We start from the raw sequence: 24,512 nt of genomic DNA on the forward strand, positions 1-24,512 counted from the left end.
GGGCACTGCGCGGTCTTCGACCCCCATGAGACGCAGAACGGCCGCGCTTGCCGCGGCTGCATTGATCGGCTTTGGATTGTGGTGGAGTGCCACTGACCCTGCTCAGATCCAGCCGGTGGATGGTTTGCATCCTGACGAGGCAATAGCCTTCGACACTACAGCGTCGAACATGAGAGTCTTCTGGCCACCCAACGCAACAGACACTGAACTGGCCGTAACTGGGGTCGCTGTGGGGCTGGATGAAAGCATCTACATTTTGCACCGCGCAGGTCGTCCCTTCGCCGCTGGCAGAGCGCTGATACCTGACCCGGTCATTCTTCGCGTGGATGCGGACACCGGTGAAGAAATCGCACGTTTTGGCGCGGATTTGTTTGCGAGCCCACATGGGATATCGGTTGCCCATGACGGTTCGATATGGGTTGCAGACACCTCACTGAATATCGTTGTGCACCTTGATCCGCGGGGCCAACCAATTCGCAGGTTCGGCGATAGCTATCCCTTCTATTTGGAGGCCCTCTTGCGTGTGCGAAACGTTTTGCCGCGACTCCCAATCCCGATGAGCGACGCAACTTTTGCGCGCCCTACCGACGTGATTCCCCTCTCGGAGGGACGCTTTGCCGTCGTTGATGGGTACCGCAACTCCAGACTCGCCGTTTTTGACACGCAAGGACGGCTTGTCTGGCAGGTGAACAGGCGCGGGTCTGACCCAGGGGAATTCCACCTCCCACACGGTATCGCCGCGGATGCTCAGGGCAACATCTACGTCGCGGAACGCCGCAATGCGCGAGTTCAAGTCTTTTCTGAGCTGGGTCAATTGCAGCGCGTCATTAGTGGTCCATATGTTGGACGGCCCTTCGGGGTCGATGTGGACACACGCGGCTGCATGTTCTTTGCAGACGGTGGCGACACGCTTGATCTGGATCGCCACCATGTCCATTCCCGTTCCGGCAGCGGGGTTTCCATGTTTTCGGCAGACGGTGCCCTGATTGGACGCTATGACGGGCCGGATCAGGGCCAGCCCGGTTTCCAATTGCCACACGACATCGCGGTTGGAGGTGATGGACGGGTCTACGTTGCCGATCTTAATGCAGACCGTGTGTTTGCTGTGGATATGGCCGCCCCGTGCCAGAGCTAAGTGGTTCATTGAATTCGGCTCGCTGCTTGGGCTGACCTCTTTTCATTTCCATGCTCTGCTATTTGTTCCGCTGGTTCCCAGAAAATGCCCACTTAAATAGGGCCAGACACCCCTTGGACAATATCCTGTCCGCGCCGAACGACACGGACGCATTGAACTTCGCAGTCTGACACGCAGAGCGCGACAGGCAAGTTGGCCTGTTATTTTTCCAATTTCGAAAAGGACACTTGATATGGCCCATTTGGACCCCAACGCCTTGAACAAGGCTCCAACAGACGCATTGACGCCATTCGCGGATAGCGGACCAGCGCCTGCCGTGTTGATGGAAATCGCGCGCGACGGGCTGTCCGTGCGAAACGCCGTAGGTACGGTTGAACTTGACGGCGATCAACCGGCCACCGCTGAAAACCGGTTCGAGATCGGTTCGCAAACGAAAATGATGACGTCGGTCATCGTACAGCAGTTGGTCGGTGAAGGACTGATCGACTTTGACGCGCCGCTGGCAGATCAGATGGATTTGGCAGGCCTCGAAGACATAGCCAACATCAACAGCGTCACGGTGCGAGAATTGCTTGCCAATCGCTCCGGCATACCTGACTTTGATTCCGTGCCGGGTCAGGCCGGTCTTCCCGCCTATATCGAGCAACTGCTCTTTTCTCCCGATCAACCTCTTGGTCCAGACGGGTTGCTGGCGATTGCATCCAAACAACCTGCTTCTTTTGCGCCCGGCGAAGCCTATGAGTATTCGAACACGAACTATCTGCTTTTGCAGAAACTAATCGAACAGGCGACAGGCGACAGCTTTGGCGAATTGCTGTCGGATCGCATCTTCTCCGTTGCCGGTATGGACGATAGTATCCTGGGGTCTGAGGGTGGCAATGAAGGGCTGCTGCGCTCCTACACCGAAGTCGTACCGGGGCAGCCCTTGGACGTGACAGACGCATTGCTGGACTTTGGGGCTGCGGGCGGTGTTGTATCCACCACCGCTGATATGATCAGCTTTCTTGACGCGTTGCTGGTGTCGCGGACACTGCTATCGCCCGATCAGTTGGCAGAGATGCAGGATTTCCGCGCGCCAGATGGAACACCCGGCATCAATGGGGAGAGCCTCGGCCTCTCCTCTGGCACCATCTTCGGTCAGCAGATCATCGGGTTTCAGGGCGGAACGCTGGGGACCAACACAGCGACGTTCCTTCATGTCGAATCTGGTACAATCATTTCTATCGCAGCGACGCACTCCGGAGAAGAGCCGACGGAACTGCTGGTCTCTGCATTTGCCGCTATTTTTGGTGACGACGCCTGGGCAGCGTTCGACCCATCAGATGAAAGCTTCAGCATAGAGGCCACAGCGGCTGATATCACTTTGACAGAAGACAGCGACGCCCCGGGCGGCCCAGAGACAGTCCTGGAATTGGATGGTGTTAGTCTCACCTTCGAGGGTGCGTTGGATGATCTTGATACCGGCCGGTTTACCTTCTCAGACAACTCGACCCTTTGGATCGGAAATGCAAGTGGGGATCGGTTTGATGTCATGAAGGATGCCGCCGAAGCCGCGCAAAACAACAACCAGATTATCGGGCTCGACGGCAATGACCACTTGCGCGGCGGACACGGCGACGACAACATTGATGGTGGTGCCGGGCGCGATCACCTGCGCGGCCGGGATGGTGACGACATCCTGAACGGCGGTGCGGGAAACGACATCCTGAATGGCGGGCACGGCGATGATCAGCTGAATGGTGGCGATGGGCGCGACTATCTACGTGGCGGCACTGGCAATGATGTGTTGGCTGGCGGCAATGGCGGCGACGTGCTGCGCGGCGGTGCCGGTGACGATGTTCTTGAGGGAGGCGCAGGCCGGGACCACATGTGGGGTGGCGCGGGCAACGACGTATTCGTGTTTCAACTCGATTCAGGTCAAGATCGGATCTTTGGGTTCAATCCTGAAGAGGACCTTTTGGATTTTTCGCAAACCGGATTGTCTTTCGAAGACTTGGAGATCACGTTTCGCGGTTCGTTCACAAAGATTAGCTATGGCGACGCGGAGGTTTCGATCTTAGGCACCTCCTGCGCGCTTTTGGCGGAAGACTGCTTCATTTTTTAGCCACCACAAATAACTAGCTGGCGCGCGTGGTTTCCGCGCGCGCCTAACCAATGTGTTCAGCGTTTGGACATTCGGGTTTCCGTGACGGTTTGACCAGCTATTGGCCCATGCCCGAACATCGGGTTCCCAGCTTTCTACCCGGTGGGATTTAACGCCACGGTCCGTTGTGCGCTGTGCCCCTGTTGCGAGGCCCCGGCTGGAGCATATGAACGCTGTCCGACTTCAGTCAAAGCGTTGACCCACTCAGCACGACAAAAGTACGGGCGCGCGACCTACCGCGCAATCGTTTGTTGTCAGCCGCATATAGTAGCACGGACAGTAGTCGTGACCTGGCGATAAGCTACTCAATCACTTCCGTGTAGCGCGTGATCCGCATCCAATACATTTTGCATCTGGCCATTTTGGTTCGTGACCCCTGCGCGGACCCTGCCGGATACGAGATCGGCTATCATCGCAGATTCGAACCCCTCGTTCCGACCATCGTGTCCGATTGTTTTGCCCGGTTCCACAAATACCCCATGCGCAACACCGGGACTTACAGGTTTGATCATCTGCCTGGCCAAACCGGACGGCAACAGGGCATCGCTGTCCCCGTTCAGAGAGACAAGGATTGCGCGCATGATTTTAGTCAAATCCGTGGCGCTCGCCCAAAGGCCCGCGGCAGCGCTTTCAGGATGGCGCACAAAACCGCCAGGTATCGGCAGCCCATCCTTAAGGTAGCCATTCGCATGCGCCCTACGGGGTTCAAGATCAAAGGTCGCTCCTGCGGCTCCGATTGGACGCAGAACATTTGTCGTCACATACTTGCGAAAACTTTCATCCGAGACGTCCTCAATAAGGCACTGCAAAATAGTTGTCCCTCCACCACTGTAGTCGTAACGCTTGAACAACCGCCGCTCTGTGCGGACTGCGGGGGACGTCGCTGGATGTTGTCCGTTTAAGATATCTATCACGTCTGGAATGTCGTCATCGGCGCTATACCCCATAAAGCCGTGAATGTTCGTACCAGCAGTATGGGAAAGGAGGTCCGAAATCGTTGTCCTGTCACTGCGCGGACCGGTCAATTGCCAGCGCTCAAGGTACGCGTTGACCGGGTCGTGTAGGTCAAAATACCCGTCACGAACCAGCGTGAAGACCGCCAGGGCGGTCACCGTCTTGGAGCATGAAGCCACCTGAAACAGCGTCCGGTCATTGACCGGCGTACCGGGTGCGGCCATGCCGCCATGTGCCAGCCGAAGCCCATCGCTCGATAGGTCGGCAATCTGCCACCCTGTCTGATCTGCATGCCCTGCGAAGGACGCCGGTGCCAGGGCTGATGTCAGCGATGCCAGCCCGATCAGGGAAAAAACTCGTCGGTTCATTGGATTTCTCGTCATTATTTGCTTGTGGGAAGTCCGTCCAATTGGAAAGACCATCCAGCAACAATAGCGTCTCGCTGCGGGTGCATCGCCCGACCCTATAGGCACGTATAGTCCGGTGCCGCGTGGTGGGGTAGAACCGCCGCTTTGATGTCTGGTTTCGACCTCTTGATCCTCGATGAGCTGCCTATGTCCCTGTTGCCCAAACCGATTGCCAGATCCTCTCCTACCTAATCAGCGAGCTCTACGAACGAACTTCAATCATTGTCACCGCTAATCTGGCATTCAGCGAATAGCCAAGGTTGTCTTCGCGTGTCCGATTAGGCTGCGCAAAATTACAGTTTCAGCCCGCACCAGCTCCGCCATGCTGAACGGCTGCTTCGGAGACTTACGCTGCACTGCGACAACGAATCTGCTGCATTTGCAAACGAATGCTGCGTCAGCTAAATGCCAAAGTCCAAGGTCTGCTCCGTCCCGCAACTTCCCCGTTCGTAGCTCTCGGGATCTCGCTATCGCAACGAATGGTCGCTAAGTGGGCTGCGACTGCAGCATCCCGAACGTGCTTCCAAGGTCGGCTTTGGGCCGCGAGCGCCTGTTACCTATGCCAGCCAAGTTTGACTGCGGCTGCATTTGTCTCAAATATCTTTGGCGAAATAGTGCAGATGTGGGCGTAACGAGGGTTGATCCTTGTACGTTGTCGTTTCTATCGGACCGTCCAACTCTACAAACCCTAGCTTGGGATACAAGTTTCTCATTTCTATATTGGGTGTGAGCGTGTCCGCAATCAGCCTTTTGAGACCCATATTGCGCGCAGCATTCTCACGCGCCTCAATCAATGCACGGCCAGTGCCCGTTCCTCTGGCTTGTTCGGTAACAAAAACTCTTTTGAGCTCGCCGGTATCTGGCCCGAGACACTTCATCATTCCGCAGCCGACAATCTCACCGGCTTCAGACCGTGCAACAACCAGACATCCCTTCGGAGGCAGATAGTCATCCGAGTTTTCCCAGAATTCAGCGAGCGCACTTTGGGGTGCCGCAGGATCAATATCGAAGCCTATGGCCCGCATCCTTTGGACGATGAGTTCATAATACTGCGATAGGATTTTATTGAGCTCGCCCTTAGCTGGCAGCTCCGCACAGGTCTCAATTCTTACATCTTGCATGGGTCAACCACCTGTCCCGAAAGAACTCAATGCAAATAGGATAGGCCGGAAAAGCGGCGACGTCATCTTCGTCCGCAGTGCGGCTTTCTTTCCAGATCAGTTTCTGCATTCGGTAGCCGATGCCCGCTTCGGGGAAGCTGTATCGCGGCGTCCAGCGGGTCGGCCGATGTCTCCTACGGGCCGCCCGCGAAGACGGCCCCTCCATTCTATATCTCAATGGCTTCTGCGATGGCCAAAGCGTCTTCCAGCTCAACGCCCAAATATCGAACGGTACTGTCCATCTTGGTATGTCCCTACAGGAGCTGAACGGCCCGCAGATTGCCAGTCTTTTTGTAGATCTGTGTGACCTTGGTGCGCCGCATTGAATGCGTACCATAGGCTGTTGCCTCAAGACCTATAGATGTAACCCAATCGCGAACGATCCGTACATATTGGCGCGTTGAAATGTGTAACCGCTCGTGGAAGCGGCCTGGCCACAGAAATTCAGAGCCAACCATAAGAGGGTCCTCCATCCATTTCGCAACTGATGCTAGAGTGCTTTCCGAGATTTCAAATCGCACTGGCTTCTGCGTCTTGCTTTGCAGAACAGACGCACGTTCCTTAATCTGACCCGACGCCATCACATCCACAACTTGCATGCGAACGAGGTCACAGCCTCGAAGCTTGCTATCAATTGCCATGTTGAAAAGAGCGAGGTCTCTGTGGTTTTCGGCGAGTTCAAGGCGAACTCTTATTGCCCAGACATGTTTCGGTTTCAGTGGGCGCTTCTGTCCGACGATCCGGCCCTTGTTCCAAGCAGAGCGAAGTGCGCGAATGGCAGGTAAATTTGGTGTTTCCATGACTGATCCTCCGATCCGCCATGCCCTCCCAGAACGACAACCCGGCGTTGACGGCCAATCATATCACAGGATGCCGCATTGCATTCGAGGTCGGCTCGGAACCCGAATTGGCAAATGCTGCACTTACCATTCAATGTCAGGTGTCGGATTGAGGCGCCCAGTCATTTCTCTTCCAATTTCGGTAGAGCTTTCGCACCTTTACAAGCGATTTAGCCGGATTGACTAGGAAACTTCCGATCATTTACAGGGATAATTTGCCAGTCATTTTGTTGTCTTCGACTTTGCGAAACCGCCGTACGAGATAATCCACGAACGCGCGGGTTTTCGGCGCCAGATTGCGCCTGTCGGCAAACATTACGACGATATCTGTACTAGGTGGTGCGTATTCCGGCATAACACGGACGAGTTCCCCGGATTTGAACTTCCGGTTTGCAATGTAGCAAGGTAGTCGCGCGATCCCGATGCCAGCCAGTGCCGCTCGAAATACAACATCGGTGCTGTTCCCTTCAAAACTGCCAGTTGCTTCAAATCTTTCGCCTGACTTTGGTTCGTTACTGTTCCAAGCGTTCCGTTGGCTTCTCCCAGCAACTCTCAGGCAATTATGTTCAGCCAACTCGGCGAAATTCGTCGGCGTTCCAGAAAGCTCAAGGTATTCAGGTGAAGCACAAAGCACCCTGCGACTCCGCATAATGCGCCTGATGACCATATCTGGGTTCTGACGTTGTTCAGCAAAGCAGATCGCAGCATCAAACCCTTCACTGCGAAGATCAATCTCACGGTCGGTTAAATCTAACGATACTTGAACTTCAAGATTCTCTTCCATGAATTTAGGCAGAGCAGGTATCAGCTGTGACTTACCAAAGGCAACCGTGGATGCGACTCTGAGCACTCCGCGGGGGATACCATCAAAGTTATGGATCATCGCCTCGGCCTCTTTGAACTTGTCAGCCATCGCTTTGCACTTTTCGTAGAACGCTCGGCCTTCCAGCGTTGGGGAGATACCCGTTCTGGTGCGGTTCAGAAGCCGGTAGTGCACCTGATCTTCAAGCAATCCGATCTGCTTGCTCACAGCCGATGGGGTTTGCCCCATTGATCGCGCTGCCGCAGAGATGCTTCCCTGCTCGACAACCGTCGCAAAGATCAACATTTGCGCAGAAATATCCATCTCATGAACCTTGCTGTTCCAATCTGGCATGGGGCCCTTGCCAAATTGCCAAATTGTGAGCGCTACCAAATCCACTTATCTCTGCAGTGCAGCATAAATACTGCATCGCAGCAAGACACGAGGCAATATCATGGCAATTACACGATCAAACAGCGCGCTGGATGTCGTTTTCGAAGCTGGCCGCACGTTCTTTCATCAAAAGATAGACACGATGCGAAGGGCACAGGCCAATCGCAGGGTCTACCGCGCGACGTATTATGAGCTATCGGTGCTATCTGACCGCGACTTAACAGATCTGGGTATTCGGCGCAGTAGCATCAAAAAACTTGCTATAGAGGCTGCGTATGGCTGTTAACACCCAAACGGCTAGCTCAGATCGTGATCAGGCCATTACCGTATCAATCGCCTTCCTGGCTTGGATCAGAGCCACGGCAAATGCTGGCCTAAAGACTTTTCAAATGGCCAGAATGCTCTCCACTCTTTCGAGTATGAGCGACTACCAGCTCGCTCAGATCGGAAATTCGCGATCCGATATCCCGAAATATGCCGCAAAATTAATGGCTGACGATTAGAGAAGTAGACCCTCAGGACAGAAGATTGCACGAAATTTGCTGGTCCTCGCTCCTCCCAGAGTAAGCCAGCAAAAGCGGCGGCGAAAAAGCCAACAGGGAGCGCCAACGCAAAGGGCCAGCATTTTCACCTCCTCCCGAAAATGCTGGCCCAAACCAAACTGCCAAGCAGGAGCTCCGAAAAATGACCGGTGAAAGAACTTTACACGATCCGGTCGTCCGTCGTCTCCGTTTCGGCGATCAAAATGACATCTGTTAACATTTTCTTCAGTTAGATAATCAAACCCGGTGGGCGCGTTTTTGTGGAGCCATCAGCAACAAAGGAGTCTTGAGTTACGCACAGAATGTCCTTCGTTACGACGGTATCGCTTGTGGGGCGTTTGTCTGTGGGTAATTGGGGGCCTTGTGGAATTGCGCGGTCTCTTTCATTCATGGCCAGCAACAACCGAGGCTGCGTTTTCTGTCGAGACCGAGTGCCAAAGTATCGGGATTGGGGCGACAACCGGCATGATCCGCCGGAACGGGTCTGGGAGCAGCTGGGGAGCATAGACATACTTCTGCTGCCGCTTGATGATTCAGAGCATGTCATGGGGTACCCAATGGCTGAAAGGGTTATCCGGCGGACAGCGGCGCGGGTCATCATCCCGCACCACTACTTCATCTGGAATGTTGTCCTGCGCCAAAGTACACTCTTTTCCGTAGACAACTGGCTTGCGGAGCAGCCGAACGTCCAGCATCTGAAATGTGCGAAAGCAAGCTATTGCGCGGCCAGCCTTCCATCAGTTCCCCGGATTGACAACTTTGGTGATCACGTTGCCTTTGATGTCGACGCTTGGCACCGGGACAATGGGAAGAACGTTCAGTCAACCGGGTAACCGCCTAAATACTGCCGTCTAGACCTTCAGAGCCCTGAAACAACTACTCCATTAGGGCGCGAATGGGAGTCAGTCTAAAATATGCGGGACTACTTCAAAAGATGCGTGTCGGGGTTACGAAAACCCCGCTCATGACTTGACCGAATGGTTTCCGTCGGCTCCGCGATGCTGTGATCTTTTTGTGGCGTCAGCGGTAATCTCATCTAAGAAACGAGGTCAGTCGTCGAAGCGACCTAGCGCTGTATTTTTCCTCAGCACACCCGCCGGGAAGACGCGACCATTCATAACACCCCAAACGCCCGATTCCAGAAGCTGAGCTGCGATAACCGCGCCGCCGAGATTGAAGTCTCCATCTGACGCCGAAAGTGAAAACGGTCGCATTGCGCCTGTCAAGACAACGGTTTTGTCTGGAATCTGACCATCCAGAAACTGGGCTGTCACATCCATAGTCCCTGTTCCGTGCGTGATAACCAAAGCGTTTTCAGTGCTGTTGGAAGCGGCCCGAAGGATCGCCTCCCGGTCTGCATCGTCAAAATCAAGGCTGTCCTTCAACATGAGAACTTCAACGACTGGGAAGTAGCAGCGACCAATCTTCAGCATTTGAGAGAGGTGACTTTCGCCGTTGCTCCTAAAGCTCAGTGCCTCGGTTCGCGTGTCATGAACCTTGTCGATTGTGCCACCTGTGGCAATGATCCGAACTTCCTTCATCTAAGCGTCCAGCAGATCAAGGATGGTTTGCGCTACATAAAGGTCCTGGACAGATAGGCCGGAGCTGTCGAATACAGTGATGTCATCGTCGCCGGATCGGCCTGCCTTCAAACCTAACAGAACTTCACCAATCGCCGTCAGCTCTGCCGCATCCTTGGCATGTTGAAACTCACCGATTTGTCTCGATTGTGCGGGCAGATCGCAGAATAATCTGGCACGGTCAAAGAGTTGGGGCGGTAATTCTTGTTTCCCTGCGGAATCTGATCCCATGGAAGCGACATGTGTACCTGGTTGTACCCATGCAGCGTCGAACAATGGCGCAATTGCTGGCGTCACGGTGACAATGATATCCGCCATGCGGCACGCCTCTTCAGCCTCCATCAATTCAGCGGAAATGCCTTCTTCATTGAGCGAAGAGACGAACTGCGCGCCTTTCTCGGAATTTCTGGTAACTACCAAAACTCGTTGCAGGTCACGGATACGAGCGAGAGCTCTCACCTCGTACTCAGCCTGATGACCTGCTCCAAACACGGCAAGCGTCTGGGTATCAGAGCGGGCAAGAGCATTGGCTGCGACTGCATTGGACGCTGCTGTTCGGTAAGCATTGAGCTTTCCGGCCTCGACCGCAGCTCCTATGCGTCCACAGCTTTGATCGAACAACAGAATGATCGAGTTGTGACGCGGCATGCCAAGCGCATCATTGCCAGGCCAATAAGAACCGACTTTAAGGCCTGCTAACTCCGCGACAGCAGAAGACTTGATAGCATAGCTATTGGTGGGTTCGCTCCCATGCGCCAGAACTACGGGAAAAATCGTGGCACGTTCGCTCGCAGCTATCAGAGCTGATTTAACGGCATCATAAGCCATTTCATGGGACGCAAGCTTAGCCGAAACCTCTTCGGGGATGTAACGCATGGGTGTTTCTCCTACCAACCGCCGAACCTTGGCCAGACATGCAAGTCAGCCTCGTGATTTGCGGGAATGACGTTGTATTCAGTGAATTGCGCGGCCATGGCACAGGCATGGTTTGGCAAAATGCGAAGGCGGGTGCCCAAAGGGAGGTCGGGCAACTCACGTTCGCTGCCTGGCCTGCGCGCGATGATTCCATGTTCCTGATTTGCTTTAATGACAATTAGGTCGGGGATCACGTGTCCGGCTTCATCACATACGACGCCATAGCCCTGATCGATACGTTGGTTTGCCGTGCCACGATCTTGCGACAATGCCATCCATCCCGCATCTACGATGGTCCAACCTTTTTGGTGTTGGTGACCGAGAACAGTTGTGAGGACAGAAAGTGCGATGTCATCAAGATCGCAAACACCGATTCCCGCCTGAACCAGATCGAAAAACGCATAAACGCCTGCGCGGACTTCGGTGACACCATCCAGTTTGCTGGCAGAATGTGCAGTTGGCGTAGATCCGATACTCACGACGGGGCAAGGCATGCCAGCATCTTGCAATGCATTGGCAGACTGAACGGCAGCGTCACGTTCTTGTTTGGCAAAAATCTCATGACCATGGCGGCCTTGGATTTCATAGCTTTCACCCGCATGGGTGAGCACACCGCGAAGCTCAGCTGCCCCATCATGCAACACGCGACCGATCTCAAGCAAAACTGGGTCTCCGGGAACAACCCCGCTACGGTGACCGTCGCAATCCAGCTCGATAAGCGCAGGAATGGCCAATCCCAGACGGGCAGAAGCATCTGCGACGGCCTGGGCTTGCGCGACACTGTCGAGAACGACGGCGAGATCACAACCCTTAGAGCGAATGGCCGCTACTCGGTCGAGCTTCTGAGGCGTGATCCCCACGGCATAGATGATGTCTTTGACCCCTGCCTCGGCAAAAACTTCGGCTTCAATGAGAGTCGAAACTGTGGCCGGACCAGACCCGTCTGTCAGTATACGGCGCGAGATTTCTGTAGATTTCACGGTTTTTAAATGTGGGCGCAAAGAAACACCCAAGCCGTCTACCTGTTTGGCAAGACGTTGGATGTTCCGCATCATCTTGGTTTCATCAAGAACGAGTGCAGGGGTCTGCAAATTCTTGAGTTGGGTTTCTTCGAATGACATTGCGACTCCTTTGCGTAATGTCAGACTTTTAGCGGAAATTTTCGTCAGCCTCTATTAACATGAACTGCATCTTGCATTAAGCTGAACTTAATGCTTGAAACACCTGATCTAAAGTTCTTCACAACTTTGGCCGCGGCACCATCACTGGCAGCGGCTGCACGTGAATTAGAAGTGACGCCGTCTGCGGTTTCGCAACGCTTAGCACAGATCGAGGCTCGGCTTGGTCTGCGTTTGGTCGAAAGGGGTCGCGGCCCAGTCGTATTGACTGCAGAAGGGGACAGGCTTGCACGCCGTGCCAAGACGGTTCTTACCGATCTGTCACGCCTAAACGATGAACTTGTGGGTTTACGCGGGGACGTAGCTGGCCCCCTTCGTATCATCGCACCCTTTGGTTTTGGCCGTATCCACATCGCCCCAATCATCGGAAAACTTGTCCTGGAGTTTCCTAGCATAACACCAGACCTCGTGTTGAGCGATGACCCCTACGGCGCTGCTGCCTCCGACAATTGGGATATAATCATCCACATCGGCCAACTCGCTGATTCCACATTGATTCAGCGAAAACTCGTATCAAATAGAAGGTTCCTTTGTGCAACACCGGATTACCTCAAAGTGCATGGAGAACCACGTCACCCTCAAGAGCTTCTTAAGCATGCTTGTGGTGTAATACGCGAGGATCAGGCTGATGTTACAATGTGGGGTTTTAAGGACCCAAAAGGCTCTCGCCACTCGGTCCGAATTCGCCCGGCCTTTGCCAGCAACGATGGTGAGGTGGTCAAGGCTTGGGCCTGTCAGGGGCTGGGAATTGTAATGCGCTCGGAATGGAGCATTGCAAGGGAACTAAGAGAAAATAAGCTGAGGCTTGTCATGGAAGACTACACGCTTTCAAGCGCTGACGTTATTGCGCTTGTTAGTCCCAAATCACTTAGAACGAAACGTGTTGAGCGCCTCATAGACAAACTCTTTGAGGAAGGATGTGTCGCAAACTCTGGGGTCTAGTTGACGAGCATGCATGATCTGAGGTTTTTACTGGTCGAATAATTTTCGAACAGGTTACCTGAGCATGATCTCGTTAAAGGGCTGTCATTTCCCCAAGGACGCAGTTTTGTACGCTGTTTTCTTCTATCTGCGGTACACGGTGTCCTATCGTGACTTGGAGGAGATCATGGCTGAGCGCGGTGTCCGAGTTGACCATGCCACGTTGAAAAGGTGGGTGGTGAAATACTCGAAGAGTAACACGCTAAAACGAGGCTTCCCGATCGCAAATTAGCGAAGATTGAGACCCAATGACAATGAACTCGGGCCGGAACGGACCTACCCTATGTTCACCAGGTTGTTCTTTGTATCACGGGAGTTCGTAGTCCAGTTCAAACCACTCAAATAATCAACGCGTGGAATTGGAGCTATCCTGTTGCAGTCGACTAATCTGACAAAAGCAGCAAAGAAATTGACCAGGATTCCAGAGAATTAACGATAGCACTACACTACATGTTTCTTGTCTCCGGGTGAAAAGCTTGATGGTCAGTGCGTTTGTTAATCAGTGAAAAAAAGAAGCTTAGAGAATCCCGGAGACACCGCACAACTGTAGCCGCAGCCGCTTGTGCATAAGTAGGAGAACCATGCATGCCTGAAACAACCTATTGGTTGCGGCAACACGCGGTTGAGTTGCACAACTTAGGCATCCTGGATTTAACTGATCCTAAGGCCTATCCAATTTGGCTGGCAGCTGATCTGATAGATCAATTAGAGGCGCAGCTTGCCCAGTACATATCAGGTACTTTGATTGTAGAGCCAAAGAGTGCCGAGCACGCGCAAGCGATGATTAACGAGGCCGTTGCCTATATCAATTCCGAAAAAAACTGTTTTGAGTTGCCAGAGACTACGTCTTGACTGCAGTTCAACATCACATTCGAGCCTTTTAATAGCCCAAAATACTACACTTGCCGCGATGATGTCTTTGCGCCGAGCGCTATGAAGGGAACCAAGATGCAGGGGATGAGGGTGACCAGCCCTGCAATTCCCAAGAATGCCGAGGCTAGATTGATGCTGTCAGATGTGAAGCCAATGAGTATTGGACCAACAACATAAGCTATGTTCCCTATTGCAGAAGCTCGGGTAATCGCGAAGACACGGTGATTGTCGGACACGTATTGCCCGAGTATGGTAAGTGCAAAGGGTGAAATCAATGCAAGAGAAAGTGACGCCATCGTAAAACCAACATAGGCTTGAGTGGGTACAGAGGCGGTTGCTGCGATCGCGAGGCTTATTGCCGCTGCAGTAGCCGCGGTAGCAAGTACGATAATCGACTTTATTCGTTGCGCTAGCCAATTCCCGGTAAGCAGTACAATACCGTTGGCCAAAGCAGCCAGTGCTGGAGCATAAGATCCTTCACCTGGATCGCCGCCCAGATCCCGCTCAATAAACAATGCTGACCAGTCGCTAGTGGGTTGTCCGGCAAGGTATTCAATAAAGATGATCGCTGACACCATTGCGAATACAAGTCCCAACCTTGAACGGCCAATCACACTATCCGTGATCTTTTTCGCAGGTTCTGCGCGCATCCAAAAGGACAAAGCTAACATGAGAACGCAAATCCCGAACAAGATGGAAAAAGTCGAATACCCTGCTTCGCGAGCCAGACCAGCCATGAAGGCGGCGACTGCGTACGAAAAGGAATAGAATGACCAGGTCATCGCCATAAGTGGTTGCTCGCGACGTGCTTCAACTTCGGAAACACGCGCGTTCGACAGCACATCACTTTGGCCAATCCAAAATGATATGAAGAAAAACGTTGCAGCCAGCCACCATATCGAAGTCAGCAGACCGGGAATAAGCAGGAGCAGTGCCGCCAAGCATGTTGTGATGGACATGGAATAGGCTCTGAGCCTCTGATCGACCAAAGGTGCCGCCAGCATCCCAACCACACCGCCAATGGCTGATATCAAAAACGCGATCCCAAGTTCGGTGTCCGTAGGGTCCGTCAGTTCGACAAATCCGGGTACCATCGCCGCAATTGCTCCCCACAACATACCTTGGGCTACGAATGCAACAATTGCAGGGCGCGTCTCTGCGAGCTGAATCAATCCGACCATAAGCAGCAAAACTCTTTGGAAAATGCGAAAACCACCGCCCTCAACCTTCAACTCTAGGCATAACTGGTTCAAGTGCTTTCGTTGTAAGCATGTGCTTTTCGTAGCACTCCTTCATGGCCGAGACGATCGAAGATCGCCTTATACCTTTCCAATCCACCCAGACGGAAAAAGGCGCAATACTCTATCAGCAAGTCAGAACAGGTATGAAAGCCTCAAGTCACCACCATATGTTTGTTCATTCTCACCCAATAGTGCGCCAACCGAGAGTTTCAGAGTTGTCTGCTTGCCAATCCGGCCTGCAATGCGTGCCTTTAGCTCAAAGAACTGATCGTCATAATTCGATGTCGACCTGAAGGTCCCCGCAGTTGCGGCGTGATCAACTGCCGAGACGTCGCTTTCAAAGTCATCGCCAAAAATGCCCAGGTAGCCAACGCCAAAGCGCATATCCATCGGGCCGTTTTTGGTTTCAAGATCCCATCCGAATTCGACACCTGGGTTTATCGAGTACTTGGTTGTCGATGAAGAACCAATATCAAGACTGAACGGCAGCGATCCACCGATTTCGCTCCCATCTTGTCCTACCCACGTCACGCCAAGGTCGAAGTAAGGTTCGATGAATGAGCCACCAGACCGTTCAAAGAGCTGCGAAACACGCCCATGTAGCGCCAGCCAGCTATTGGAGATATCGTTTTCAGTCGGCGACACACTGAAGCTGTCTAGACCATTTCGGGTCAGGCTATAGTCACCCCGTCCACCTGACAGCGAAAGTGCATAGGTACGATTTTTGTTTTCGCGTTTGAGGACCGCACCGACGTTGTATCGGTCGCCATCGCCAGAAGAAATTGATGTGCTGTAGTTCACGCCTTCGTAGGACAACGCACCGCCCAAGAACCATCCATCCGAGACCTCAATCTGAGCACCCCCTGCCATACTCCAAGTGTTTTCATCAAATGAAAGATCGCCATTGTTTGCGTCCGCATTTCGCGTCAGGCCACCAAAGGAAAACCATGAACAAGTTCCCTCATGCGAATAGGAAATCTGCCCGTCTTCATTTGCTTCTGGACAAGACATCAGACGCTCTGAAAACCGGTATGAGCTTCGCAATGACGCGTCCGCCAAACGTAAGACATCAGCACTTGCAACATGCTCGTAAATCTCGACCACTTCTTCGACTGTTTCGACGGCAAGTAACGGGAAAACAAATGCGTCCACATTTGTGAACTCATCGCTGCCCGACGCGACAGCTGTGTTACGCGAATCTGCCAGTCTACCCAGGTATCCTGCAACCGAGTTTAGGTTTGGATTGGAGGCATAAGCGCTGGACTGAGAACGCGTAGTATCTCGGGTGTCATTCACCCCAGAACTTATCGGCTCAGATTCCCAGGCTGCATAGTTAACATCATAATTTAGCGAAAGAATATCTTCCCCATTGCTGGTAGTCTTTGCCAGACTATAGGTGACAATAGCGGTGTCACTAACAGTCAGATCGGTGGTTTCCACAGTGGTTGCTCCATGGACAATCTCAATGCTTCCTGTCGCGCTATTGATAGGCAAATGATCAACCGGGTTGGCCACGACAGTCCCTGCAAGGGTCGCCGGGCCATCCTGGATCGAAATCAAATCGCCAGAGTTGCTGTCAAAGTCGAAGTCAACCCAAAGAGATCCCGTATCAGATTGTGTGATTGAACCGGTTAGCTGAGTGGTGGCCACATCGCCTAGCGTTCCTCCCACGCTACCGATTGACCCGGCTGACATAGTGCCGTTGTTGGTCAATTGTGACGTGCTCGTCCCTAGATCGAAAACAATTCCAAGACCAAGCGATGCGTCCTCATAGTTGTTAAACGCATTCTCGGTGGCAGAACCATTTCCCTTTGTCGCAACCAGCGATACTGAGCCCTCCCAGATGCCGTAGTTGTCCACAGCCATTTCGCCATCATGGTTCTTCAACGCATAGCCATATGTAACACCCTCTAAGGAAAATGCTTCTGACCGCTTTATGGTGCCGTGGTTGACAAGACTACTGTCACTATTCCCCATTCCCCAAAGAATGGCTTCTGTCGTGTCTTCGCTGGCGGTGATCGATCCCCCCTCGTTGACCGTTAACGAGATCGCGCCATCGCCATCATAGCCATCGCTTTGCAGAAATACGCCACGGCCATCCACTCCGGTCGCGGTGATATCGCTATTCACGATCAAGGTCACATCACCTGCATCCTGACCACCAGCGGAGCCAGCATCAACATCCGCTCCGCTGACACTTTGAGCAAAAACTCCCACAGCACCGGCACCCGAGACCGATATAGGTGCATTCACCGTGACATTCACATCACCGCCTGCACCATTGTCTGCTCCACCACCGGCCCAAGATATGGCTTCGCTTTCAGCATCGGTAATCAAGCCGCCCCAGCTTGACGCACCGCCACCACCGCCAATCGATTGAGCCCAAACGCCATGTCCGCGAATGCCGGTCGTGGATATTCCCCCAGACCCGTTGCTTGCATTTCCAATTGTAACGTCGACTTCACCGCCGTCGCCACCGTCGCCCGCGACCAAAGCTGTCCCCACGGCAATACCAACGTTCAGATCAACGCCAAATTCACCAGTCAACGCACGCGCAACAGCGCCTGCGCGACCGCCTCCGCCACCTACAGACTGAGCGAAGACGCCCATTGCATCAATTCCTGTGGTAGCGATGTAACCTGTCGACTCAACCTCGACCGTATGGCCATTTCCGCCATTTCCACCGGTTCCACCAACGGCGAACTCACCAATACTACCCGCACCCGTCGACGCGGTGCCGCCATTGCCGCCGCCTCCGCCGATGGATTGCGCAAGGATTGCGTCTGCCGCAAATCCTGCGGTCGAGATCGAACCGGAATTGGTGACAGTAACAGCGTCACCATCACCGCCGCTTTCCCCTTGGCCACCAACTATCGCGGAAACGGATGTGAAAGAACGGACATTGCTAAAGCCTTGACCTGCTGCAGCCGAGATATACCCCAGAACTTCGTCAGCCGTGGCATCCGGCAGAACGTACTCAAGCCCGAGCGAACCACCGCCGCCATTGCCGCCACCGCCTCCAATCGATTGTGCAAAGATGCCGTAGCTTTCAGTGCCCTCTGTCTCGATCGTTGCAGCGTTGTCTACGACAACCACACCACCATCGCCGCCATTTGATCCGTTGCCACCAATCTCGATATTGGCTTTCGCCGAGTAGGTTGTTTTGGGTGAATCCTCATCGGTTGAGGAGGCACACGTGACCGAGCTTGGCAGGACCGCATTGTTGAAGGTGCACGCCCCTACAATACTTTGATTGTAACCCGAAACGGAGCCTCCGTCACCGCCCCCACCCCCAACGGATTGCGCAAAAATACCGTAAGAAATACGGTCCGCCACCTTGTTACCGTCATCGTCGTATTCTTCGTATCCCACTTTGATGTTGCCGGTATTGTTGACCGTGACATCACCGCCATGGTTGCCACTGCCGCCTTTGCCGCCGACCGAAATCCCAACATTGACGTTACCCGTCTTGTCGGTGGTGCCTTGTTGGCTTGAGGTATAATCGAAAATAGCAGTCCCTGCGTTTCCAGCGCGGCCGCCTCCGCCACCGACGGATTGGGCATAGAGGCCGTGCGACTCTACACCATTTGTTGTCACGGCGGCCGAATTCGTTACGGAAACGTCACCTGCAGTTCCGCCCCCTGCACCCGACCCGCCTACGGCAGCTTCAAAGTTTGCGCTACTGCTCTCGGCCATTTGGATCGCAGCAGCAACAGCATTCCCACCATAACCGCCGTCACCACCAATTGACGTTGCCATGATCCCGTCAGAATAAGCGCCAGCGGTGACAATCGAGATCGTGTTTTCAACGCTCACATCATCGCCAACGCCGCCTGATCCTCCGTCCCCGCCAACTGTGACATCGGCTTGCATTCCAGCGTCAGAGCTGAGCGTGAGTGCACCCGAATAGGACGAACCACCGAATCCACCATTTCCACCAACGCTCGAGGCAAGAATACCCCGTGAAGCATAGCCGTAGGTCGTAATCAGGTTCGACGAGTTTACCGTAGATGTTGAAGTTGCGACCGTAACGGTACCTGACGAACCGCCGCCACCACCGGCGCCGCCAATAGTAACGCCGGTTTGCGCTGAGTATTCTCCCGCGCTCAGGCTACCTGCCGCGGAGAACGCACCATGGCCACCGCTGCCACCAAGGCTCATAGCCATGATTGCATCCGCATAGTCACCTGAAGTTAGCACTTGGCCCGACTGTTCAACCGAGACATCTCCGCCGGTTCCACCGCCGCCACCTTCACCACCAACTGTGACCTGAGCCTGCCCCATCGAGGATGTCGTGCCCGAGATCGCGGCAGTAGCGCTACCACCGCCGCCGCCAACGCTCATAGCCTTGACAGCAGTTGCATGATCTCCTGCAGTCTGCACGAGGTTGTCCGTGGAGACAGAGACATTCCCAGCCTTGTGCCCTCCGCCACCGTTTCCTGAGACTGAAACTGTGGCTGCTCCGGTCGATGTACCGTCTCCTGCGATCGAGATACCGCCGCTGCCTCCGCTGCCGCCAACCGACTTAGCCAGGATCCCAATGGAATTATCTCCAGCTGTAGAGATCGTGCTGGCTATTCCCAAAGTCACATCCGCAGCATCGCCGCCGCCGCCACCCGTTCCTCCAACCGCAAGGTTTACTGCACCCGAACTCGTTAACGATCCTGCAATTGTCATCGAGCCGTGGCCGCCACCGCCACCGATTGATTGCGCGTTGATCCCGATTGCAGAACTTCCTTCTGTGCTAACCGCAGTGGTATCATCCATGGAAACCGAAACACTGCCAGCATCGCCACCTGCGCCACCGGCTCCGCCGATAGACAAGTCCGCATCAGCTGTCGACGAACCAGTTGCTGCGACAACGAGCGCCGCATTGCCGCCATTGCCGCCAACACTTTGTGCGAAAACACCATCCGAGGCGTCACCCGTGGATGAAATTGCAGCTGTTCCAGTGATATCCACGGAAACCGTGTCCGCAGATCCACCACTACCTGCGGCACGTCCAACTGCTGCCGAGAGGCTGATGTCCGAAACGGCATTGGCATCAATCGAGATGCCGGACGCCCCACCACCGCCGCCTACAGACTGTGCCTTTACGCCGGTGGAATTGTCTCCGGACGTGGCCACATTACCGGCACTGCTCACCGTCACAGCGCTGGCGTCACCGCCGGTTCCGCCCTCACCGCCAATAGACGTACTGGCCGCAATGTTTGAAGAATTTGCAGAAGAAATGGACATTCCACCAGTGCCGCCGCCACCGCCGACCGATTGGGCATGGATACCTGCAGAATGATCTCCTGCAGTTGTCACGTTTGTCATGGCCGAGGCACCATTCGCTCCGGTAAAGGACACCGCAGCGCCGTCACCGCCAGCTGAGGCATCGCCACCGGCACCTACGGACATATCAATCACTGCACCTGCGCTGGCCGAAATGCCGTATCCGCCATCTCCGCCGCCACCGCCAATCGATTGCATGTAAATGCCGGTGGAGTGGTCACCCTGGGTTTCAACAGCACCGGTTCCCGTACCGACCACGGCGATGGCCCCGCCATCGCCACCAGCTCCGCCATTGCCACCAATCGCAGAGGAGAACTCTGCGCCGACCGAGATCGAATTCGACCCTGATCCGCCGCCACCGCCAGCACTCTGCAAAAAGATTCCGTCGGAATCCTCGCCTTCGGTAGAGATAGTCGCTCCACCGGATGACCCCACGGCCATGTTTAGGGTGGCATTAATGGTGCCACCATTACCACCGTCGCCGCCAGTACCGCCAATTGAGGTCATTCCGCTGGTAGAATGGCCTCGACCACCGCCGCCGCCGATTGTCTGGGCGTGCAAAGCATCAGAATATGCACCTATGGTCCCGATCGTTCCGTTAAGATCTATAGTGACCGCGCCGCCATCACCGGCGGAACCCGCATCGCCGCCAATGGCAACAAGTCCGGTTGAAGATCCCGATGCTCCACCGGAGCCGCCTTGGCTTTGCAAGACTATCGCATCCGCGTTGTCACCATTGGTGTTTACGGCACCACGACCGGTGAAGGACACCGCGCCACCGTCACCGCCAGCTGATCCATCGCCACCTAGCGCGACAATCCCGTCGGCCGAGCCGCCGATGCCACCTCCGCCGCCAACCGATTGAACATAAGCAGCAACGCCATAGTCAGAATTCGTGACAATGTTCGCTTCATCATAGAGGGTCAAACTCGCTCCGGCGGATGCTCCTCCTGCCTGCCCGCTAGCTCCATAAGTGTCTAGGCCAGAGCTTGAGCCGCCTACCCCACCAAGCCCGCCGACCGATTGCAAGACCAAACCATAGACCTCGCTGTCCGAGGAACCAGCAACTAGATATCCGTTGAAATCCAGGCTGACATTGCCGGCACCGCCGCCGCCGCCGCCACCACCGGATTTCCCACTCGACAATCCGCCACTGCCATCGCCCCCATCGCCGCCGCTGCCACCCAATGATTGCAACACAATGACTGGTTGATGGTAGTTTTCAATTTGGTTGCCGCTATTGCTTAGATCAACGATCACATTTCCGCCGACACCACCCTCGGCTCCGTCGCCTCCGCTAGCTTTGTAACCATTGCTTCCATCGCCACCAGACCCACCGTGCCCGGCCTGCGACTTAAAGAGAAAAGTCGGCTCAACGGAATAGTGATCATTCCATATGATATACCCCTGGCTTGCATCGAAATTGATGTCACCGCCATCGCCACCGGTTCCACCATTTCCAGCCTTGCTATCATCCAGATCACCACTTGCGTTGCCACCATGGCCACCCTCGCCGCCGATGGATGAAAAGGCCAGAAAGGTCTGCGTACCAGTTTGTTCGTTGTTCAGGTAATTGTAGAGCGTGAAATCGATGTCGGCACCGGCCCCACCGACGCCGCCTTTACCTCCGGTTGCGGTCTTTAACACGCTAAAGCCTTCACCGCCATGGCCGCCTTCACCACCTTGGCCAGTCACCGACAAAAGTTGAATATCGGTATCAACGCCTTGTGTTTTTCCAATGCTGAGCGTGATCGATTCACCACTTCCCCCGGCTCCACCCTCACCGCCATGGCCGTTACCTAGATCAGACTTTCCCGAACCGCCTTCTCCACCATCTCCGCCATAGGTCCCGAGGGTAACGTCGGTGCCCGACATGAGACCAGAATCCCAATACAACAAAACCGGGCCACCGGCTCCACCGTCGCGTCCATCGCCACCTTCATGAGTTGAGGTCGAGGTGTCGCTGCCATTGTCGTTTCCGCTGTGCCCTTTTCCACCTGTGCTGGTCGAGTAAACGACGCTCCCGGTCACTTGTATGCCATAAGTCTCGTCACCGTTTTGACCGTCAACGACGATCTCAAGTTCGCGACCGCTCGTACTGTCGTCAGTGTGGTTCTCACCTTCTTTGCCTGTGGACGTAAACCAGAGGCCATAGTTCACACTGTCTGATTCATTGGTCAGGAAATCCGTCTGCTGATCCATATGGATACCATAGTAGTCACCGCCTGCCGTATCGGATCCGTCCGTATCTTCTTCTTTGAACGAAGTGAGATCGCCCTGACACCGCCAGGTGGTCACGTCGGATTCGAAGTAGCATTCATCTGCCAGCGCCTGCGACCAACCAAAAACCGTGAACATCACAACCAGGGATGAGGGTGTTCCGGACATGACAAAGGCATGCGAAATCGTTGAAATCGGTTTCATGTACCGTACCCGTTTTTTTGTTCTTCAGAGCAAACCTCGGCTCACTCATTATGATCCAAGACGTAACAATTCAATCCGGGTCGTTCATTGTCACAGCGTCTCAGTCTGCAACTGAGGAAATGACCTCGATCTTTACCTCAAAAGTGTCTGTAGTTTCTGGACCTTATTGGGTGGGCGGCCCTTGATCTGCCATCAGGTAAGTCGTCGAGATGGACTACATCAGAACCGCTTTAGTTCAACTTAGCCCGCGGAATGTGAGACAACTCCTAGTTCAGAAATCGGAGTTGAACGGATCGACCTGCAATTGGTCGGTCATGTTCCCGAGAAACATACACGTCAAACCCGTTTGTATTTTCGCCATAATTGAAACAAACTCTGAAAATACTCATTTAGGTGTATGTTAAGTTTAGAAGCTGACCTATGGTTGTGTCCTGATGTTGAGGAATGGCACGGGAGTATTGATCCATACGATGCCACCAGCGCCGGGACACTAAACAACGACACACTGGCTTATGTCACATTCGGCACCGAGCGGAGTGAGTTTTGTTACATCGGTTAGCCATGATGGAGCATTTGTGAGCAAGTGAGCAGCACAGGAAAACCTGCCCAAGAGGGTCATGACCCAGTGCCGATGTTAACGATGACTTCTTCGTGCTCACTGGAAGAGCAAATGGAGTTCGCCTTGGACACCAATCGCGAGGGATTTGATGTTGATTTGGCAACAGATCTCGAGCGAGTGAGTATCGACCAAAAGATGTGGTTCGCAGACAGTTTTGCCCTTTCCGCCGGAACGTGGAATGGCCTTGCCTTTTCTCGCATTCCCAACAAGCATTCACTGAATGACGTTTTCGCGATTGAGATCCTATATTCAGGGGTCGAGCACTGCCATACTTCAGGCGACCGATCAGAATTCAAAGTTTCGACGACCCATATGCATTCGGGTAGCGAGTATCGAGATACCTTGGAAGATGCGACTACAGCGGGCCTCTACGTCCCAATTGAAGCTGTCGGGTTTGATCCTTCTAAACACACAGAGCACCTGTTTCATTCATTGGATTCATCAATAGGCGCGCTTATTGGAACTGCCCTGCAGAATGTAGTCCAACGTATGCCCTACATGCCCGCAAATGACGTGCCTGACGCTATTGAAGAAGTAACAGATCTGGTCCGCGACCTTATTCTGGCCAATCGAAAAGACGTTAATCGGGGCAATGTTTCACGCGCCCGTAGGCTGGCGATTGACGCTTATATCGACGAACACATCTTTGACACGACGCTGAACGCCAACAAGCTTTCAAGCGAATTCGCGGTATCCCGCGCAAGCCTGTACCGTCTATTCGAAGCTGACGGCGGTGTAGAAGCCTATATCATAAAACGAAGATTGCACCGCACCTTGTTGACACTCAAGCGCACGACATCGAAACGCGGAGCCGTACGCCGGGTATCGGAGAGTTTCGGCTTTTATGATGCCGGGAACTTTACGCGTGCTTTCAAAAACGAATTTGGCTTTAAGCCATCTGAGGTTCTTGGCACGGGTGAAATCCAAGTCACAAATCTGGTATAGTTGATACTGGTTAGAAACGAACCCGGGTACGAAACGGTACAACGCGTTAGCTGTCTGAGAAACTTGAGTTCTGCGACCTTGGGAATTTCAATCGTAAATTTTGG

At 53.9% G+C, this 24,512-nt stretch carries 16 protein-coding genes and 2 pseudogenes; 9 read left to right on the top strand and 9 right to left on the bottom strand.

The annotated features are described in order from the left end of the window. Window positions 1-25: 25 nt before the first annotated feature. The gene (locus AC2FH0_RS07135) at window positions 26-1,135 is read left to right on the top strand and encodes a peptidyl-alpha-hydroxyglycine alpha-amidating lyase family protein (protein ID WP_496788927.1); all 1,110 of its coding nucleotides are present in this window, start codon (window positions 26-28) and stop codon (window positions 1,133-1,135) included. Window positions 1,136-1,367: 232 nt separating this feature from the next. Beyond that, window positions 1,368-3,239, top strand: coding sequence for a serine hydrolase (locus AC2FH0_RS07140; protein ID WP_496703662.1), 1,872 nt, complete (start codon window positions 1,368-1,370; stop codon window positions 3,237-3,239). Between the two features lie 344 nt (window positions 3,240-3,583). Here AC2FH0_RS07140 and AC2FH0_RS07145 read toward each other — a convergent pair whose 3' ends face one another. The 3 genes and pseudogenes from AC2FH0_RS07145 to AC2FH0_RS07155 all read right to left on the bottom strand — a co-directional run bounded on the left by AC2FH0_RS07145 (window position 3,584) and on the right by AC2FH0_RS07155 (window position 6,599). Next, the gene (locus AC2FH0_RS07145) at window positions 3,584-4,600 is read right to left on the bottom strand and encodes a serine hydrolase domain-containing protein (protein ID WP_496788929.1); all 1,017 of its coding nucleotides are present in this window, start codon (window positions 4,598-4,600) and stop codon (window positions 3,584-3,586) included. A 632-nt stretch (window positions 4,601-5,232) separates the two neighbouring features. After that, window positions 5,233-5,760 (bottom strand): GNAT family N-acetyltransferase, encoded by a 528-nt coding sequence (locus AC2FH0_RS07150; protein ID WP_496703658.1) that lies wholly within the window; start codon window positions 5,758-5,760, stop codon window positions 5,233-5,235. A gap of 206 nt (window positions 5,761-5,966) precedes the next feature. Next, window positions 5,967-6,599 (bottom strand): annotated as a pseudogene (locus tag AC2FH0_RS07155) (tyrosine-type recombinase/integrase). Window positions 6,600-6,619: 20 nt separating this feature from the next. Between AC2FH0_RS07155 and AC2FH0_RS07160 the strand changes: the two are divergent. Next, a complete protein-coding gene (locus AC2FH0_RS07160) occupies window positions 6,620-6,751 on the top strand; it encodes a hypothetical protein (RefSeq protein WP_496703656.1) in 132 nt (43 codons plus the stop codon). Window positions 6,752-6,840: 89 nt separating this feature from the next. On the opposite strand, the gene AC2FH0_RS07165 is transcribed toward AC2FH0_RS07160, so the two are convergent. Then, on the bottom strand, window positions 6,841-7,839 hold the full coding sequence (locus tag AC2FH0_RS07165; RefSeq protein ID WP_496705284.1) for a LysR family transcriptional regulator: 999 nt from the start codon (window positions 7,837-7,839) through the stop codon (window positions 6,841-6,843). A 136-nt stretch (window positions 7,840-7,975) separates the two neighbouring features. Between AC2FH0_RS07165 and AC2FH0_RS07170 the strand changes: the two genes are divergently transcribed. Then, on the top strand, window positions 7,976-8,119 hold the full coding sequence (locus AC2FH0_RS07170) for a YjiS-like domain-containing protein (protein WP_496704174.1): 144 nt from the start codon (window positions 7,976-7,978) through the stop codon (window positions 8,117-8,119). Between the two features lie 687 nt (window positions 8,120-8,806). Continuing rightward, window positions 8,807-9,208 carry a hypothetical protein gene (locus AC2FH0_RS07175; protein ID WP_496788930.1) on the top strand — a complete coding sequence of 134 codons (402 nt, stop codon included), beginning with the start codon at window positions 8,807-8,809 and terminating at the stop codon, window positions 9,206-9,208. A gap of 216 nt (window positions 9,209-9,424) precedes the next feature. Here AC2FH0_RS07175 and AC2FH0_RS07180 read toward each other — a convergent pair whose 3' ends face one another. Genes AC2FH0_RS07180 through AC2FH0_RS07190 form a run of 3 tightly spaced genes read right to left on the bottom strand, consistent with a single transcriptional unit; the run spans window position 9,425 to window position 11,991 of the window. Further along, window positions 9,425-9,916 (bottom strand): asparaginase domain-containing protein, encoded by a 492-nt coding sequence (locus tag AC2FH0_RS07180; RefSeq protein WP_496788931.1) that lies wholly within the window; start codon window positions 9,914-9,916, stop codon window positions 9,425-9,427. Continuing rightward, window positions 9,917-10,831 (bottom strand): ornithine cyclodeaminase family protein, encoded by a 915-nt coding sequence (locus AC2FH0_RS07185; protein ID WP_496788932.1) that lies wholly within the window; start codon window positions 10,829-10,831, stop codon window positions 9,917-9,919. A gap of 11 nt (window positions 10,832-10,842) precedes the next feature. Further along, window positions 10,843-11,991, bottom strand: a complete 1,149-nt coding sequence (locus AC2FH0_RS07190; protein ID WP_496704161.1) for an alanine racemase — start codon at window positions 11,989-11,991, stop codon at window positions 10,843-10,845. 90 nt (window positions 11,992-12,081) lie between these two features. On the opposite strand from AC2FH0_RS07190, the gene AC2FH0_RS07195 reads away from it, so the two are divergent. From AC2FH0_RS07195 to AC2FH0_RS07205, 3 genes and pseudogenes are all read left to right on the top strand, one after another. Further along, entirely contained in the window at window positions 12,082-12,990 is a 909-nt protein-coding gene (locus tag AC2FH0_RS07195; protein ID WP_496788933.1) for a LysR family transcriptional regulator, read from the top strand. Between the two features lie 64 nt (window positions 12,991-13,054). After that, window positions 13,055-13,219 (top strand): annotated as a pseudogene (locus tag AC2FH0_RS07200) (IS6 family transposase); the annotation flags it as partial. Window positions 13,220-13,614: 395 nt separating this feature from the next. After that, window positions 13,615-13,881 (top strand): hypothetical protein, encoded by a 267-nt coding sequence (locus AC2FH0_RS07205; protein WP_496703642.1) that lies wholly within the window; start codon window positions 13,615-13,617, stop codon window positions 13,879-13,881. A 44-nt stretch (window positions 13,882-13,925) separates the two neighbouring features. Here AC2FH0_RS07205 and AC2FH0_RS07210 read toward each other — a convergent pair whose 3' ends face one another. Both AC2FH0_RS07210 and AC2FH0_RS07215 read right to left on the bottom strand, forming a co-directional pair. Beyond that, window positions 13,926-15,134: an MFS transporter gene (locus AC2FH0_RS07210; protein ID WP_496705296.1), complete on the bottom strand. Its 1,209-nt coding sequence runs from the start codon at window positions 15,132-15,134 to the stop codon at window positions 13,926-13,928. A 141-nt stretch (window positions 15,135-15,275) separates the two neighbouring features. Further along, window positions 15,276-22,844, bottom strand: coding sequence for a hypothetical protein (locus tag AC2FH0_RS07215; RefSeq protein WP_496788935.1), 7,569 nt, complete (start codon window positions 22,842-22,844; stop codon window positions 15,276-15,278). Window positions 22,845-23,475: 631 nt separating this feature from the next. Between AC2FH0_RS07215 and AC2FH0_RS07220 the strand changes: the two genes are divergently transcribed. Next, window positions 23,476-24,408 (top strand): helix-turn-helix domain-containing protein, encoded by a 933-nt coding sequence (locus tag AC2FH0_RS07220; RefSeq protein WP_496788936.1) that lies wholly within the window; start codon window positions 23,476-23,478, stop codon window positions 24,406-24,408. The last annotated feature ends 104 nt before the right edge of the window (window positions 24,409-24,512 follow it).

This window comes from Ruegeria sp. CDSC051, from assembly GCF_059610665.1.

Coding starts and splice junctions, on each gene's coding strand:
- AC2FH0_RS07190 (WP_496704161.1), bottom strand. CDS start 11,991: ATGTCATTCGAAGAAACCCAACTCAAGAATTTGCAGACCCCTGCACTC.
- AC2FH0_RS07185 (WP_496788932.1), bottom strand. CDS start 10,831: ATGCGTTACATCCCCGAAGAGGTTTCGGCTAAGCTTGCGTCCCATGAA.
- AC2FH0_RS07180 (WP_496788931.1), bottom strand. CDS start 9,916: ATGAAGGAAGTTCGGATCATTGCCACAGGTGGCACAATCGACAAGGTT.
- AC2FH0_RS07195 (WP_496788933.1), top strand. CDS start 12,082: ATGCTTGAAACACCTGATCTAAAGTTCTTCACAACTTTGGCCGCGGCA.
- AC2FH0_RS07145 (WP_496788929.1), bottom strand. CDS start 4,600: ATGAACCGACGAGTTTTTTCCCTGATCGGGCTGGCATCGCTGACATCA.
- AC2FH0_RS07160 (WP_496703656.1), top strand. CDS start 6,620: ATGCCCTCCCAGAACGACAACCCGGCGTTGACGGCCAATCATATCACA.
- AC2FH0_RS07140 (WP_496703662.1), top strand. CDS start 1,368: ATGGCCCATTTGGACCCCAACGCCTTGAACAAGGCTCCAACAGACGCA.
- AC2FH0_RS07215 (WP_496788935.1), bottom strand. CDS start 22,844: ATGAAACCGATTTCAACGATTTCGCATGCCTTTGTCATGTCCGGAACA.
- AC2FH0_RS07150 (WP_496703658.1), bottom strand. CDS start 5,760: ATGCAAGATGTAAGAATTGAGACCTGTGCGGAGCTGCCAGCTAAGGGC.
- AC2FH0_RS07220 (WP_496788936.1), top strand. CDS start 23,476: ATGTTAACGATGACTTCTTCGTGCTCACTGGAAGAGCAAATGGAGTTC.
- AC2FH0_RS07135 (WP_496788927.1), top strand. CDS start 26: ATGAGACGCAGAACGGCCGCGCTTGCCGCGGCTGCATTGATCGGCTTT.
- AC2FH0_RS07170 (WP_496704174.1), top strand. CDS start 7,976: ATGCGAAGGGCACAGGCCAATCGCAGGGTCTACCGCGCGACGTATTAT.
- AC2FH0_RS07205 (WP_496703642.1), top strand. CDS start 13,615: ATGCCTGAAACAACCTATTGGTTGCGGCAACACGCGGTTGAGTTGCAC.